General features: G+C 74.4%; 12 protein-coding genes. 3 read left to right on the plus strand and 9 right to left on the minus strand.

Going from position 1 to position 13,930, the window contains the following annotated elements; genetic code table 11:
• Nucleotides 1-86: 86 nt before the first annotated feature.
• Nucleotides 87-1,583, plus strand: coding sequence for a glucose-6-phosphate dehydrogenase (gene zwf / locus ACL02T_RS02305; protein WP_412828935.1), 1,497 nt, complete (start codon nucleotides 87-89; stop codon nucleotides 1,581-1,583).
• 27 nt (nucleotides 1,584-1,610) lie between these two features.
• On the opposite strand, the gene ACL02T_RS02310 is transcribed toward zwf, so the two are convergent.
• Together ACL02T_RS02310 and ACL02T_RS02315 are read right to left on the minus strand one after the other, a co-directional pair.
• On the minus strand, nucleotides 1,611-2,216 hold the full coding sequence (locus ACL02T_RS02310; protein ID WP_412828936.1) for a hypothetical protein: 606 nt from the start codon (nucleotides 2,214-2,216) through the stop codon (nucleotides 1,611-1,613).
• A gap of 181 nt (nucleotides 2,217-2,397) precedes the next feature.
• A complete protein-coding gene (locus ACL02T_RS02315) occupies nucleotides 2,398-2,592 on the minus strand; it encodes a hypothetical protein (protein WP_412828937.1) in 195 nt (64 codons plus the stop codon).
• 158 nt (nucleotides 2,593-2,750) lie between these two features.
• Between ACL02T_RS02315 and ACL02T_RS02320 the strand changes: the two genes are divergently transcribed.
• A complete protein-coding gene (locus ACL02T_RS02320) occupies nucleotides 2,751-3,218 on the plus strand; it encodes an STAS domain-containing protein (protein ID WP_412828938.1) in 468 nt (155 codons plus the stop codon).
• An 18-nt stretch (nucleotides 3,219-3,236) separates the two neighbouring features.
• Here ACL02T_RS02320 and ACL02T_RS02325 read toward each other — a convergent pair whose 3' ends face one another.
• The 5 genes from ACL02T_RS02325 to ACL02T_RS02345 all read right to left on the minus strand — a co-directional run bounded on the left by ACL02T_RS02325 (nucleotide 3,237) and on the right by ACL02T_RS02345 (nucleotide 9,649).
• A complete protein-coding gene (locus ACL02T_RS02325; protein WP_412828939.1) occupies nucleotides 3,237-4,001 on the minus strand; it encodes a glycosyltransferase family 2 protein in 765 nt (254 codons plus the stop codon).
• Nucleotides 3,998-5,284, minus strand: a complete 1,287-nt coding sequence (locus tag ACL02T_RS02330; RefSeq protein ID WP_412828940.1) for a bifunctional PIG-L family deacetylase/class I SAM-dependent methyltransferase — start codon at nucleotides 5,282-5,284, stop codon at nucleotides 3,998-4,000. The genes ACL02T_RS02325 and ACL02T_RS02330 overlap by 4 nt, the downstream gene beginning before the upstream one ends.
• Entirely contained in the window at nucleotides 5,281-6,531 is a 1,251-nt protein-coding gene (locus ACL02T_RS02335) for an acyl-CoA dehydrogenase family protein (RefSeq protein WP_412828941.1), read from the minus strand. The genes ACL02T_RS02330 and ACL02T_RS02335 overlap by 4 nt, the downstream gene beginning before the upstream one ends.
• 33 nt (nucleotides 6,532-6,564) lie before the next feature.
• Nucleotides 6,565-7,773 (minus strand): NAD(P)/FAD-dependent oxidoreductase, encoded by a 1,209-nt coding sequence (locus ACL02T_RS02340; protein ID WP_412828942.1) that lies wholly within the window; start codon nucleotides 7,771-7,773, stop codon nucleotides 6,565-6,567.
• Between the two features lie 61 nt (nucleotides 7,774-7,834).
• Nucleotides 7,835-9,649 carry an NAD(P)-binding domain-containing protein gene (locus ACL02T_RS02345; RefSeq protein ID WP_412828943.1) on the minus strand — a complete coding sequence of 605 codons (1,815 nt, stop codon included), beginning with the start codon at nucleotides 9,647-9,649 and terminating at the stop codon, nucleotides 7,835-7,837.
• Between the two features lie 128 nt (nucleotides 9,650-9,777).
• On the opposite strand from ACL02T_RS02345, the gene ACL02T_RS02350 reads away from it, so the two are divergent.
• A complete protein-coding gene (locus ACL02T_RS02350; protein WP_412828944.1) occupies nucleotides 9,778-10,785 on the plus strand; it encodes an aldo/keto reductase in 1,008 nt (335 codons plus the stop codon).
• A 142-nt stretch (nucleotides 10,786-10,927) separates the two neighbouring features.
• On the opposite strand, the gene ACL02T_RS02355 is transcribed toward ACL02T_RS02350, so the two are convergent.
• Nucleotides 10,928-12,028: a zinc-dependent alcohol dehydrogenase family protein gene (locus ACL02T_RS02355; RefSeq protein WP_412828945.1), complete on the minus strand. Its 1,101-nt coding sequence runs from the start codon at nucleotides 12,026-12,028 to the stop codon at nucleotides 10,928-10,930.
• A 115-nt stretch (nucleotides 12,029-12,143) separates the two neighbouring features.
• Complete coding sequence (locus ACL02T_RS02360) at nucleotides 12,144-13,799, minus strand: purine-cytosine permease family protein (RefSeq protein ID WP_412828946.1); 1,656 nt, start codon at nucleotides 13,797-13,799, stop codon at nucleotides 12,144-12,146.
• Between the last annotated feature and the right edge of the window lie 131 nt (nucleotides 13,800-13,930).

The following is a 13,930-nucleotide window of genomic DNA, read 5'->3' on the forward strand; positions in this document are numbered from 1 at the left end:
CACGCCGACGGGACGGCGGACGCGCGAAGGGCTAGGGTCGCACCCGACGTCGCGTGCCCACCGGTCCGTCCCTCGAGGAGCCCCGCGTGCCCGAGTCCCGACCCCAGACGATCGCCTACCCCGGCCCTGGCTCGCGCCCCTTCCGCCGCGACCAGGAGCCGCTCACGCCGCACGTCATCGTGCTGTTCGGGGCGACCGGCGACCTGGCCAAGCGCAAGCTGCTGCCGGGCCTGGCGTACCTGTGCGAGTCGTCGCTCGCGCCGGAGGTCCGCGTGGTGGGCACGGCGATGGACGACCTGTCCACGGACGAGTTCCGCGAGCTCGCCCGCCACGCCGTGCAGAACTTCGGCACCCACAAGCTGAACGACGAGGCGTGGGCCGGGTTCGCCGACAAGCTGACCTACGTGCCGCAGGGGGCGGGGCCGGAGGGGCTGACCGCCGCGGTGAAGGAGGCCGAGGCCAGGCTCGGCGAGGACGTGCAGCGGCTGCACTACCTGTCCGTGCCGCCCAAGGCCGCGCAGGCGGTGATCGCGATGCTGCGGGACGCCGACCTCGCCGACCGCGCCCGGGTGGTGATGGAGAAGCCGTTCGGGCACGACCTGGCCAGCGCGATCGAGCTCAACGACTACGTGCACACGGTCTTCGACGAGTCGCAGATCTTCCGGATCGACCACTTCCTGGGCAAGGAGGCGGCGCAGAACATCCTCGCGTTCCGCTTCGCCAACGGCCTGTTCGAGCCGATCTGGAACCGCAACTTCATCGACCACGTCCAGATCGACATCCCCGAGACGCTCGGGCTGGACCAGCGCGCCAACTTCTACGAGTCCACCGGTGCCTACAAGGACATGGTCGTCACGCACCTGATGCAGGTCATGGCGTTCGTGGCGATGGAGCCGCCCACCGCGCTGGAGCCGCGGGCGATCAGCGAGGAGAAGAACAAGGTCTTCCGCTCGCTGCTGCCGGTGCACCCGTGGGACGTGGTGCGCGGCCAGTACGGCGGCTACCGCGGGGAGGAGGGCGTCGCCCGGGACTCCGACACCGAGACCTTCATCGCGCTGAAGGTCGGGCTGGACAACTGGCGCTGGGCCGGCGTGCCGTTCTACCTGCGCACGGGGAAGAAGATGGCCGAGGGCCAGCGGATCATCTCGATCGCGTTCAAGGAGGCGCCGCGGACGATGTTCCCGGCGGGCTCCGGCGTGGGCACCCAGGGACCGGACCACCTGACCTTCGACCTCGCGGACTCCTCCAAGGTGTCGCTGTCGTTCTACGGCAAGCGTCCCGGCCCCGGCTTCCGGCTCGAGAAGCTGTCGATGCAGTTCTCCACCCAGGAGACCGAGTCGGCCGGCGACGTGCTGGAGGCCTACGAGCGCCTGATCCTCGACGCCATGCGGGGCGACCACACCCTGTTCACCACGGCCGAGGGCATCGAGTCGCTGTGGGAGCGGTCCGCGCCGCTGCTGGAGGACCCGCCGCCGGCCAAGACCTACCCCGTCGGGTCGTGGGGGCCGAACGCGATCCACCAGCTCATCGCGCCCAACGCGTGGCGGCTGCCGTTCGAGCGGGCGTGGCGCGAGCACCGCTGACGCCGACGCCGGCGGGAGCGGGGGCCCTCAGCGGTCCCAGAGCGGGTGCGGGTCGCGCCCGGCGGCCATGAGGAACCGGTCACGCCAGGACACGTCGGCGGGGACCGGGGTGAGGGGCTCGCCGAACCACCCGAGCGCGCGCCAGCGCGCCGCCTCCGGCTCCGTGTGCTCCCACAGCCCCCGGGCCAGGTCCTCGGTCAGCGGGTTGACCGAGCCTCGGTGCACCGACACCTCGTGCGCCATGAGCGCGGTGCCGACCGCACGCCGCCACAACAGTTCCTCGGCGGGGAGGCCGTCGGCCCCGGTGGGCGCGGCCGGGTCGGCGACGGCCGCGGCCGCGGCGCAGGCCTTCGCCGAGACCTCGCGGGACAGGGCGGGCAGGTCCTGCCGATGGTCGAGGTCGGCCGGGGCCTGCTCGGCCGGTTCCGGCGCGCGGCCGTCGAGGAGGTCGGGCAGGGCGGCGTTCGCCCGGACGTGGTGCCGGACGAGGGCGTCGAGGGCGGTCGGCCGCGTCGGGTCCGGTCCGGTCGGCAGCGGCGGGACGAGGGTGCGCCACTGGTCGGGCGCCACCCCCTCCAGCACCTGGCCGAGCACCCGCTCGGCCTCGATCAACCACTCCGCCGCCCGCAGCATCCGCACTCCCGCCCACATCGGTGTCGACGTCCGCCGACCATCACAGCACGTCCGGGGCCGGCCACCCGCCGAATGGAGCACAGTGACACACCGGCCCCGGCTCGGGCGCGACGCAGGGACCGTGGTCCGGACGCCGCGTGCGATCCGCTGCCTGCGATGAGCATGCGACTCGGGGGGCCGGCTAGCCGGAGGCGCCCTCCCGCCACTCCCCGCTCGTGCCCGAGTCCGGGCCGCCCTCCTGGGAGCGTTCCTCCGCGGGCTCGTCCTCGGAGCCCGCGGGCGTCTCGTCCTCGCGGTCGCGCGGGTCCTGGTGGTCCATCCGGTCGACACGGTCCCGGTGGAAGGTGGGGACCGGGTCGGGGTCGGGCGTCGTCATGCCGCCGGGTTCCCACCGACGCGGCGGCCAACCTCGACACCCGCTCGGCACGGCTCGGTCGGGCGGCCGTCGCGCCTCGGCGGGCGCAGGAGGGTACGGTCGTCCTCACACTGGTCCGGAGTCGAGAAGCCTGCTCCTATGCCGAGAGGACGAATCCCGTGAGCCCCGCTCCCGACAGTGCCGAGTGTGCGGGTACCGGCCCCGCGCCGGATCTGCCGCCGGACCTGCCCGAGGTCGCCGCCTGGTGCGCCGAGGCCGGGGACTGGGTGCGGCTCGACGAACCCGGCAGCGGGGTGGAGTTGTACCTGTGCCGGGTGGGCGAGCGGACCCGGGTGCTCGCGGTGCGCGGCGAGATCGACGCCGCGGAGGCCGCCGCCTTCCAGAACGCCGCGATCGACCTGGTCCGCACGGCGAAGCACGTGATCGTCGACCTGACCGGCGTCCGCTTCCTCGCCTCGCGCGGCCTCGCCGCGTTGGTCCGGACCCAGCGCGCGGCCGAAGCGGTCGGGTCGACGGTCGCCGTGGTCAGCGGTGGCAGCCGCGTGGTGCTCAGGCCGATGCAGGTGACCGGCGTGGACACCCAGCTGCAGCTGGTCGGTGCCCTGGAGGAGCTCGAGCGGCCCTGAGATGGCGGTCCCCGGCCCTCAGGCGCCCAGCCCGCGCAGCAGGTCGGCCAGCCCACCGACCGCCCGGCCCTCGGTCCGCGCGCTCGTGCGGGCCCGGACGTCGGTGGGGGACACGACCCGCCGGCCCGCCGCCCGCAGCCGGGCCAGCAGCGCGTGCTCCTCCCCGGACGGGACGGCCGGGAAGCCGCCGACCTGCAGGAACGCCTCGGCCCGCACGCCCAGGTTGGCCGCGTAGGCGTGCCTGTGCCGGCCGACCCCCGTGCCGGCGCCGACGAGGTCGGTGTAGCGGCACAGGACGTCCCCCGGCAGCACCTCCGGGTCGTCGAGGTCCACCAGCCCGGCCACCGCGTCGGCCCCACGGCGCGCGTGCCGCAGGTGGTCGGTGACCCAGGTCGGCGGGACGACGGTGTCCGCGTCCGTGCTGAGCAGCCAGGCCCGGTCGGGCAGGCGGGCCAGCAGGTGCCGGGCCCCGAGGGTGCGGAGTTCCCCGATCGTGCGCGCGGCACCGTTCCCGATGACCTCGGCACGGCGTGCCGCGACGGCCTCGGTGCCGTCCGTGCACCGGTCCGCCACCACGCACACCGCGCCGGGCAGCCCGCACCCGGCGAGCGCGACGCGGACCGACCGCAGGCAGGTACCGATCCGCTCGGCCTCGTCCCGGGCGGGGATCACGACCGCGACGGCCTCGACGGCGGCCGTCGCCTCGCCGGCCCGGCGGGGCGCGGCGCCCCGCGCCGCTCCGCCGGCCGCGACCGGCCGGGTCCGCCCGTGCTGCCCGCTCACGAGCGGCGCAGGACGTGCAGCAGGAACTCCTCGTCGACGTGCTCGACGAGCAGGTCGAAACGTGGGTCGTCGAGGAGCCGGCCGTGCGTGGCCGCCGCGTCCTGCGGGGCTTCCGCCGGCCAGCCGCGCCAGTGGGCGAGCAGCACGTCACCGCCCGCCACCAGGGCGTGCGCGACGCGGTCGGCCACGGCGCCGACGTCGGTGGGGGAGAGGTAGTAGAGGACCTCGCTGAGCACCACGAGGTCGACGCCCGCCGGTACCGTCCGCGGGTCCGGCAGGGCGGCCTCCAGCACGCTCACCCCGGGGAACCCGCCGGTGGCCTCCCGCGTCGCCGCGACGGCGGCCGGCGTGTAGTCCGAGGCCGTCACCGCGCCGCAGCGCCCCGCCAGGACCCGGGTCAGGCCGCCGAGTCCGCAGCCCGGCTCGGCGGCATGTGCGTAGTGCCGGTGCGGCAGGCAGGCCGCGACGACGGAGCGCTTGCGCTCCTCGTACCAACTGGTCCGGGTCCCCCAGGGGTCCGCGCCGTCCGCGTAGAGATCGGCGAAGCGCTCGGCGGGGGCGCTGTCCGGGCGCGGGACCCGGAAGAACAGCTCCCGGCCCGTGGCGAAGTGGGCCAGGACGTCCGGCGGCAGGATCGGCGCGCCGCCGTCGGGTGCGGGGGCGAGCTGCGAGGCGAACCGCTCGATCGCCACGGCCTTGGCCCGGCGCGCCGGCTCGTCCAGCCGGTGCTCACGGGCCGCCTGCCACGGGATCGTCGGGTCGTCCGGCCGCAACCAGGGCCACATCCAGATCGGGTAGGCGAAGCGGTGCGCGCCCACCGGGGCCGCTCGCTCGGCGGCGCGGCCGGCCGCGGCGTGATCGGGGTGCGGGTCGCCGCTCCAGGGCGCGAGGCAGGTGTCGGCGGGACGCAGCAGCGGCGCGAGCGCGCTCGTCAGCTCCTCCTCGTGGTCGGCCAGGCCCGAGTCGGGCAGGCCGAGCCAGGACACCCGGGTCTCCGGCAGGCCCAGCGCCTCGAGGGCGGCGTGGAGCTCGGCCCGCCGGGTCCGGCCGAGCGCGGCGCGGTCGGCGGCCGGGGCGTCGGGGAAGGCGGCCTCGCCGTCCGTCGCTACGACGAGTTCCACGGTGCCGCCCGTGGCGTGCACCGCGCGGAGGAAGCCGGCCGCGGCGAGGGTCTCGTCGTCGGGGTGCGCGGCCACCGCGACCAGCCGCCCGACGGTCGCGTCCATGGCGGGCGGTGCGTGGTGGGCGAGGGCCTCGGCCCAGCCCGACACCGTCGCCGTCACCGCTCCTCCCCGGCCACGGCACGTCCCGGCACCGCCTCCCCCGGTACCGGCTCTGCCGGCACCGCCTCCCCCGGTACCGCCTCCCCCAGTACCGCCTCCCCCAGGGCCGCGAGATCGCGCTCGCCGTGGTGCTGGCGGACGTACATCCCCAGATCGGCGAGCTCGTCGGCGAGGCCACCCGCCAGCGCCGCGACGCCGGCGACCCGCGGGGCCACGTCGAGCACGGTCCGGCACAGCCGTTCGGCCGCGGCGCGGGCGGTCCAGGCCGCGGTGCGGTGGGCCGACGCGGGGTCGGCGTCGATCGCGTCGGCGGTCCGGCCGAGCAGCGCGTCGACGGCCTCGAGCCCGGCGTGCAGCTCACCGAACAGGGCCAGCTGATGGGGGTCGGCCTGCTCCCGCAACCGGTCCCGCAGGGCGTCGACGATCCCCGCGGCCCCGCCCAGCCAGACGGCGGCGACCCCGGCCCCGCCCCACCAGAAGCCCGGCCGCCCGGTGTAGAAGCCCGGCACACCGATCACGTCGGCCACGGGGAGGTCGTCGAGGTCGACGTCGAGGGTGTCGCTGGCCCGCATCCCGGCCGCACGCCAGGAGTCGGCGTGCCGCCGGATCCCGGCGCGGGACAGGTCGAGGTCGACGATCCGGCTCCCGCCCGGTGCGGCGGCGACCACCAGCGCGCGTTCCAGGTCCGGCGCACCGGAGCAGAACCGGACCCGTCCCCGCAGGACCCAGGCCCCGGCCGACCCGGTCAGCTCGGCGCCGGTGCCGCCGGAGCGGGCCGCCCACACGCCGTAACGCGCACCGGGGACCGGCTCGACGCCGGCCTCGCGCAGGACGGCGACGGCGTCGGTGTGGCCCTCGGCGAGCCGGGCGAGCGGGAGGCTCTCCCGGCCCCAGGCGGCCAGCCGCGCCCAGCGGAGACCGGTCGCACCGTGGCCGGGCAACGGGAGCTCCAGCTCGCCGCGGCGGAGCATGGTCGCGAGGCGGTCCGCGGGATGCTGCTCCGCGCCCCGACCCCCGGCACCGGTCGGCCCGGACGCCACCTCCGGCAGCCCCGAGGACGGCAGCCCCGAGGACGGCAACCCCGAGGACGGCAACCCCGAGGACGGCAGCCCCGAGGACGGCAACCCGGCGGAGAGCGGCCCCGCGGACGGTGGCCCCGCGAACGGCGGCCCCACCGACGAGGCGGACACCAGCAGCGACACACGCACCTCCCGGAGCCCGGTACCGGAGTATCGCGCTCCGGCCATGATCAGGTGAGGCGTACCCGGAGGGCCCTACGCCTACTCCGGTGTGAGCGCAGCCACGTCCGGTACCGGCTCCGCAGCGGCGACGAGCTCGCTGCCGCGCTCGTAGTCCTCGTCGGCCTCGTGGGTGGCGACGCCGACCGCGCGTCCCCGGTCGTCGGCGTACCAGACGGTGAAGGCGCCGCTCCCGTGGTCGACGAGGCGGGCCCGGTCGTAGCCGTCGCCCCAGGCGGCGTACTTGAGGGTGCGGCCGCCGATCTCGGTCCAGAACCCGGGTACGGCGTCCCAGCGCAGGTCGGCCCCGGCGGCCACGCCGCCCGCGACCGTGCCCATCGCCTCGGCCTCGCCCCAGTGCTCCACCACGAGGTGTCGGCCCGCGGTGGCGTTGCGTGCGTAGGCGACGTCGCCCGCGGCGTACAGGCCGGGCAGGGAGGCGCGCATGTGCTCGTCGACGGCCACCCGGCCCTGCTCCACCGCCAGGCCGGCCGCCCGGGCGAGCGTGACGTGCGGGTCGATGCCGCCGGCGACCAGCACGAGGTCGGCCTCCAGCGGGTCGCGCTCCGACACCCGGACCCGGCGCGGGCGCTCCTCGGGGTCCCCGAGCGGCTCGATCGCCTCGACCTGCGCGCCGCCGACCAGCGTGACGCCGTCCTCGGCCAGCCAGCCGGCGATGCGGCGGCCGGCGTCGGGGCCCAGCCGCTTCTCCTGCGGCAGCTCCTCGGTGCTCACCACCGTGACCTCCAGCCCCCGCCGGGCCAGGGAGGCGGCGGCCTCGCAGCCGATGAACCCCGACCCGACCACCACGGCGGAGCGGGCGGTCAGGGCCGCCGAACGCAGGGCCTTCGCGCTGTCGAGGGTGCGCAGCATGGCGACCGCGGGCGCGTCGGCGCCGGGCACCGGAAGGGGTTTCGGGGCGGAGCCGGTGGCCAGGACGCAGGCCTTGAAGGTGATCCGGTCGCCACCGGAGAGCTGCGCGGCCCGCTCCTGCGCCGACAGCGTGGTCACCATCTGGCGCAGCAACAGGGTGATTCCACGGTCGGTGTAGGTGGTGGCGGGCGTGAGCTCCGTGTCGCCCGCCTCGGACTCGCCGCGCAGGTAGTCCTTCGACAGCGGGGGCCGGAAGTACGGGGGCGCGGTGTCGTCCGAGACGACCACCACGGCGCCGTCGCCGCCGTGGTCGCGATAGCTGGTGGCGGCGGCGAGGGCGGCCGGTCCGCCGCCGACGACGAGGAGTTCGGCATGCATGTGACGCGGAGTACCCGGCGGCGGAGATCCCCTACCCCGCCGCCGGGCACCCCGGTCGCGCTCAGCTGGTGTGGTGCACCTCCTGCAGCCGGTAGACCGGCGTGGGGATCCCCTCGTACCGGGCCTTGAGCTGCAGGGCGAGGTAGAGCGAGTAGTGGCGGCTCTGGTGCAGGTTGCCGCCGTGGAACCAGAGGCCCTCCTGCTGGGTGGGCTTCCACATGTTGCGCTGCTCGCCCTCCCACGGACCCGGGTCCTTGGTCGTGTCGGAGCCCAGGCCCCACACCTTCCCGACCTTGTCCGCGACCTCCTGGCTGATCAGGTCCGCGGCCCACCCGTTCATCGACCCGTACCCGGTCGCGTAGACGACGAGGTCCGCCTCGAGCTCGGTACCGTCGTCGAGCTTCACGGTGTGCTCGGTCAGCTCGACGACCTGGCCCTGCACGAGTTTCACGTCGCCGTCGGCGACGAGGTCCGCTGCGCCGACGTCGATGTAGTAGCCCGAGCCGCGACGCAGGTACTTCATGAACAGGCCGGAGTCGTCGTCGCCCCAGTCGTGCCGGAAGCCCGCCGCCTCCAGCCGGTCGTAGAACTCCTGGTCGCGCTCCTTGATCGCCGCGTACACCGGCTGCTGGAAGGTGTGCATGATCCGGTACGGGATGGAGGCGAAGGTCATGTCGGCCTTCTGCGTGGTCATCCCGGCCGCGAGCGCGCGCTCGGAGTAGAGGTCACCGAGGCCGAGGTCCATCAGGGAGTCGGACTTCACGATGTGCGTCGACGAGCGCTGCACCATGGTGACGTCCGCGCCGACCTCCCACAGCGCGCCGCAGATGTCGAACGCCGAGTTGTTCGACCCGACGACCACGACCTTCTTGTCCCGGTAGGCGTCGGGGCCCGGGTGCTTCGAGCTGTGGTGCTGCTCGCCCCGGAACACGTCCTGGCCGGGCAGCGTCGGGACGTTCGGCTTGCCGGACATGCCGGTCGCGAGCACGAGCTGCTCGGGGTGGAGGGTGATCTCCTCCCCGTCCCGGTCCACCACGACCGTCCACCGCCCGGCGGACTCGTCGTAGGAGGCCCGCGTGCAGGTCGTGGAGGACCAGTAGTTGATCTCCATGACCCTGGTGTAGAACTCGAGCCAGTCGCCGATCTTGTCCTTCGGCGCGAAGACCGGCCAGTTCTTCGGGAAGTCGATGTAGGGCAGGTGGTCGTACCAGACCGGGTCGTGCAGGCAGAGCGACTTGTAGCGGCTGCGCCACTGGTCGCCGGGCCGCGGGTGCCGGTCGACGACGACGTGCGGCACCCCGAGCTGCTTCAGCCGTGCGCCGAGCGCGATACCGCCCTGCCCGCCGCCGACGACCACCACGTAGGGCTGGCGGGTGCGGCCCATCTCCTCCTGCTCGGCCCGCCGGGCCTCGGCCCAGGTGACCCGCTCCCGGTTGACGCCGTGCTCGGCGCCCATCGGGCGTCGCTCGCCCTGCGGCTCCTCGTGGCCCGTCAACTCGTAGAGCGTGGTGAGCAGGGTCCACGCGCCCTCGTCGGTGAGCCGCAGGTGCCCGCGGGCCCGGCCGACGGCCGTGTCGAAGCCGATCCAGGCGTCGACGACGCCGTCGGCCTCGGTCGGCTCCTCCGTGGTGTGGAAGTTGCGGGCGTCGGTGGACCCCATGGTGGAGCGCAGCAGGTCCGCGACACCGTCGCGGTTCTCGACGGTCGTGATGTTCCAGGTGAACGCGACCAGGTCACGCCAGAACGACGTCGTCGCGAAGAGGCCGGCCGCACGCTCGGCGTCCCGGGCCGCGAGGGCGGCCTCGAAGTCGGCGAGCCACGTGTCGACCCGTTCGCTGGCCCCGGTGGCGGCGGCCGGTTCGAGGGTCTGGGTCATGCGGACCTCCCTGTCCGTCTTCCGTGCATGTGGTCTTCCGTCCTGTGGTGCGCGCCACTTCACCCAAGCCGTCGACACCGCGGGGATCAAGGGTTGCAGTGCCGTTGCAGCCTCCCGTCCCGCCGGGGATGTGGCAGCGTGGGGACGTGACCTCCGTACGCCGCATCGGGATCGGGCTGGCCGCGGTCGGCAGGCCCGCGTACATCACCGCCGGGCGCGCGCGCGACCTCGGCGATGCGCGGGACGTCGAGGCGCTGCGCGAGCGCACGTGGGCGGTGCTCGACGCCGCCTACGCCGCGGGGATCCGCTACGTCGACGCCGCCCGCTCCTACGGGCGGGCCGAGGAGTTCCTGGCCGGCTGGCTCGCGGCGCGGCCCGAGGCGGCGGACGTCGAGGTCGGGTCCAAGTGGGGTTACCGGTACGTCGGGGACTGGCGGCTCGACGGGGTGCCGGTGGTCGACCCCGCGGGCTCCGTCTCGGTCGTCCACGAGGTCAAGGACCACTCGGTGGAGGCGTTCGCGGAGCAGTCCGCCGAGTCGCTGGCGCTGCTCGGGGACCGGCTGGCCGTGTACCACGTGCACTCGGCCACCCTGGACACCGGCGCGCTCGACGACGCCGACCTGCACCGGGCGATGGCCGACCTGCGTGAGCACGGGATCCGGGTGGGGATCTCGACCTCCGGCCCGCAGCAGGCGGAGGCCGTCCGGCGGGCGCTGGAGGTGACGGTCGACGGCGAGCCGTTGTTCACCTCGTTCCAGAGCACCTGGAACATCCTCGAGCCGTCCGTGGGACCGGCGCTGGCCGAGGCCGCCGACGCCGGCGCGAGGGTGATCGTCAAGGAGGCCCTGGCGAACGGGCGGCTGGCCCCGGGCGGTGCGACGAACTCCCGGGACGACCGGGTCGCGAACCTGGCCGACGAGCTGGGCACCGGTGTGGACCGGCTGGCGTTCGCCGCGGTGCTGGCCGAGCCGTGGGCGGGGATCGTGCTGTCCGGCGCCGTCGACCCGGCCCAGGTGGCGAGCAACGCCGCCGCGACCGGGCTGAAGATCCCCGCCGAGGTGGAGGACGAGCTGCTCGACCTCGCCGAGCCCGCCGAGCAGTACTGGGCCGCCCGCTCGGCCCGCGCCTGGGCCTGACGCCCCCCGAGCGCGTTGTGGAACCCTACTGCGCTCTCCGTCGGCTGGAGAGCGCGTTGTGGAACCATGATGCGCATCTTCACGGCTCGACAAGCGCATCCTGGTTCCGGGATGCGACTCCTCAGGCTCCCGCCACCGACACTCAGCGGACGCGCAGGACGGGCTTGCCGGGGGCGCGGTCGGGGGAGTCGAGGTAGGCGTGGGCGGCGGCGACGTCGTCGAAGTCGAAGATCCGGTCGACCACCGGCGCGAACGCCCCGGCGGCGAGCCCGGCCCGCACGAACCGCTCGGCCCGGCGCAGCGCCGCCGGGTCCCCGGTGATCTCGAAGACCCGGTAGCGGCGCAGCCACACGGCCGCGTACCCGCCGCCGGGCAGGGGAGTGGGCAGCCCCGAGAGCCCGCCGTGCACGATCACGGTCGCCCCGGGTGCACAGGCGCGGACCAGCTGCTCGACCTGCGGCCCGCCCACGGCGTCGAGCACCAGGTCCGCGCCGGGGCCGTCGCCGGCATCGCTCCCGGCCGTGCTGGTCCCGGCACCGGGCGCGGACCGGCGCGGGGAATCGCCGGGGTCGGCCCGCTCGAAGGCCGTCTGTAGGGCGTCGGCCAGCGAGCCGCCGCCGGGGATCTCCCGGCCGTCTCCCGCGTACGGCCCGGCGACGACGACCTCGGCCGCCCCCGCCTCCCGCAGTGCCGCCTCCGGGCCCGGTGCCGGGACCGTCGCGACCGGGACCGCCCCGAGGTACCGCAGCACCTGCAGTGCCGCGACGCCGATGCTGTTCGCGGCCGCGGTGACCACGACCCGGTCGCCGGGCCGCACCCGCAGGATCTCGGCGACCATCCCGTACACCGTGACGTAGGGCATCCAGACGGCCGCGCCGGTCACCGCGTCCATCCCGGCCGGCCGCCGCACCAGGGCGGCGGCCGGCACCACGGCCTCCTCGGCGTAGACCGGGTAGTCGTTCTGGGAGAAGGCCGGGACCACGCTGACGGCGTCGCCCGGGGCCCAGCCGGGCACCTCCGGGCCGACCTCCAGGATCTCACCGGCCGCCTCGGTGCCCAGTCCCGCCGGCAGCCGCGGATCCTCGAGGTAGCTGCCCCGGCGGAAGTTGACCTCGGCCCGGTTCAGGCCGACCGCGTCGACCCGGATCCGGACCTCGCCGGGGCCGGGCGGGCGGACCGGGAGGTCCTCGATGCGCAGCACCTCGGGTCCGCCGAGCTCGTGGAACCTGATCACGCGGGCCATGCCCTGAACCTAGTGTGGTCACCGCACTCGCCGTCCCCCGCGGCCGCCCGTCCCGGCGCCCGCCCGGGCGCACCGCCCTCTCCTGGGGCACACCCGGGCGGGCCCGGTGTCCGGGTCAGCTCCCAGCGGGCAGGACGTGGTCGCCCACCTTGTCCGTGGACAGGCACAGCGAGCAGACCACCGCGTCGTGCGTCTCGCACTTCGTGACGTCCGGGCGCTCGAAGTCCTGCCGGCACACGTGGCAGTGCAGGACCTCCGCCGACGGGTTGCCGTGCTCGTCGAACAGCGGCGACGCGAGGCCGTCGTCGGTGCGCCGCAGGTAGTACCGGCCCTTCGTCGCGATCGCCAGGACCGGCGGCAGCACCACGGCCAGGCCGATCGCGACGAGCGGGGAGAAGGGCTGGACCGCCGCGCCGAAGACCCCGAAGAAGACCAGGATCGACACACCGGCCGACACGATCATCGAGCCGAAGCCCACCGGGTTGACGGCGTAGAGCATGCCGCGCCGGAACTCGGGCGTGATCGGCGACAGCTTCAGCACGTACTTGTTGATCGCGATGTCGACGGCCACCACGACGACCCAGGACATGCCGCAGTTGGCGTAGAAGCCGAGGATCGAGTTCAGGAAGTCGAACATGTTCGCTTCCATCAGCACCAGCGCGATCGCCAGGTTCACGCCGAGGAACACCAGCCGGCCCGGGTAGTGCCTGGTGACCCGGGTGAAGGAGTTCGTCCAGGCCAGCGAGCCGGAGTACGCGTTGGTGACGTTGATCTTGATCTGCGAGATCACGACGAGCACGACGGCCAGTGTCATCGCCAGCCACGGCGGCAGCAGGTCGCGGTAGATCTCCAGGAACTGGTGCACCGGCTGGTTGGCGACGGCGGCGCCGTCGGCCACGTTCGCGATCAGGTACACCGCCAGGAACAGCCCGACGACCTGCTTGATCGCCCCGAAGAAGACCCACCCCGGCCCGGCGAGGATCATCGAGGCCCACCAGCGGCGGGCGTTCTCCGGCGTCTTCGGCGGCATGAAGCGCAGGTAGTCGATCTGCTCGGCGATCTGCGCGATCAGCGACAGGCACACGCCGGCGGCCAGCATGACCGCACCCAGACTGGGCGTGCCCTGGCCGTTCTCGCCCTGGTAGGCGAAGAAGGAGCCCACCGACTCGGGGTGGCTGACGAGCAGGTAGCCGAACGGCGCGACCATCAGCACCAGCCAGAGTGGCGTGGTCCACAGCTGCAGCTTCGACAGCAGCGACATCCCGTAGACCACGAGCGGGAAGATGATCAGCGTCGAGAGCGCGTAGCCGAGCCACAGCGGGATCCCGAGCCCGAGCTCGAGGCCTTGGGCCATGATCGAGCCCTCGAGGGCGAAGAAGATGAAGGTGAACGTTGCGAAGATGACGTTGGTGACGACCGAGCCGTAGTACCCGAAGCCGGAGCCGCGGGTGATCAGGTCGAGGTCGAGGTTGTACCGCGCGGCGTAGTAGGCCAGGGGGAAGCCCGTCGCGAAGATGACGACGGCGAAGACGAGGATGCCCCACAGGGCGTTGGTGGTGCCGTAGGAGATGCCGATGTTGGCGCCGATGGCGAAGTCGGCGAGATAGGCGATGCCCCCCAGCGCCGTCACCCCGACGACGCCCGTGGACCACTTCCGGTAGCTGCGCGGGGCGAAGCGCAGCGTGTAGTCCTCCAGCGTCTCCTTCGCCGCGGTCCCGACGTCGGCGGTGGCCGCCGGCGACGGGCTCACCTCCCGGTTCTCGATGCTCATGCGGGCTGCCTTTCCGGACATCGTCCGAGTGCGCGGTGACGTTCGGTGGTGGTCTCCGGCGGCGACACGGGGTTCGCGCCGGCGGGTGGGGGCGGCGCCGACCCCGGGACCAGGGAACAGCCCGCCGCTAA

Origin of the sequence: Pseudonocardia oceanicola (assembly GCF_047200735.1) — a bacterium.
Taxonomy (GTDB): domain Bacteria; phylum Actinomycetota; class Actinomycetes; order Mycobacteriales; family Pseudonocardiaceae; genus Pseudonocardia.

What these genes read in the sequence shown, in the direction of transcription:
- ACL02T_RS02340 (WP_412828942.1), bottom strand. Translation starts at nt 7,773, where the DNA reads ATGCATGCCGAACTCCTCGTCGTCGGCGGCGGACCGGCCGCCCTCGCC.
- ACL02T_RS02335 (WP_412828941.1), bottom strand. Translation starts at nt 6,531, where the DNA reads ATGGCCGGAGCGCGATACTCCGGTACCGGGCTCCGGGAGGTGCGTGTG.
- ACL02T_RS02345 (WP_412828943.1), bottom strand. Translation starts at nt 9,649, where the DNA reads ATGACCCAGACCCTCGAACCGGCCGCCGCCACCGGGGCCAGCGAACGG.
- ACL02T_RS02350 (WP_412828944.1), top strand. Translation starts at nt 9,778, where the DNA reads ATGTGGCAGCGTGGGGACGTGACCTCCGTACGCCGCATCGGGATCGGG.
- ACL02T_RS02360 (WP_412828946.1), bottom strand. Translation starts at nt 13,799, where the DNA reads ATGAGCATCGAGAACCGGGAGGTGAGCCCGTCGCCGGCGGCCACCGCC.
- ACL02T_RS02310 (WP_412828936.1), bottom strand. Translation starts at nt 2,216, where the DNA reads ATGCTGCGGGCGGCGGAGTGGTTGATCGAGGCCGAGCGGGTGCTCGGC.
- ACL02T_RS02315 (WP_412828937.1), bottom strand. Translation starts at nt 2,592, where the DNA reads ATGACGACGCCCGACCCCGACCCGGTCCCCACCTTCCACCGGGACCGT.
- ACL02T_RS02355 (WP_412828945.1), bottom strand. Translation starts at nt 12,028, where the DNA reads ATGGCCCGCGTGATCAGGTTCCACGAGCTCGGCGGACCCGAGGTGCTG.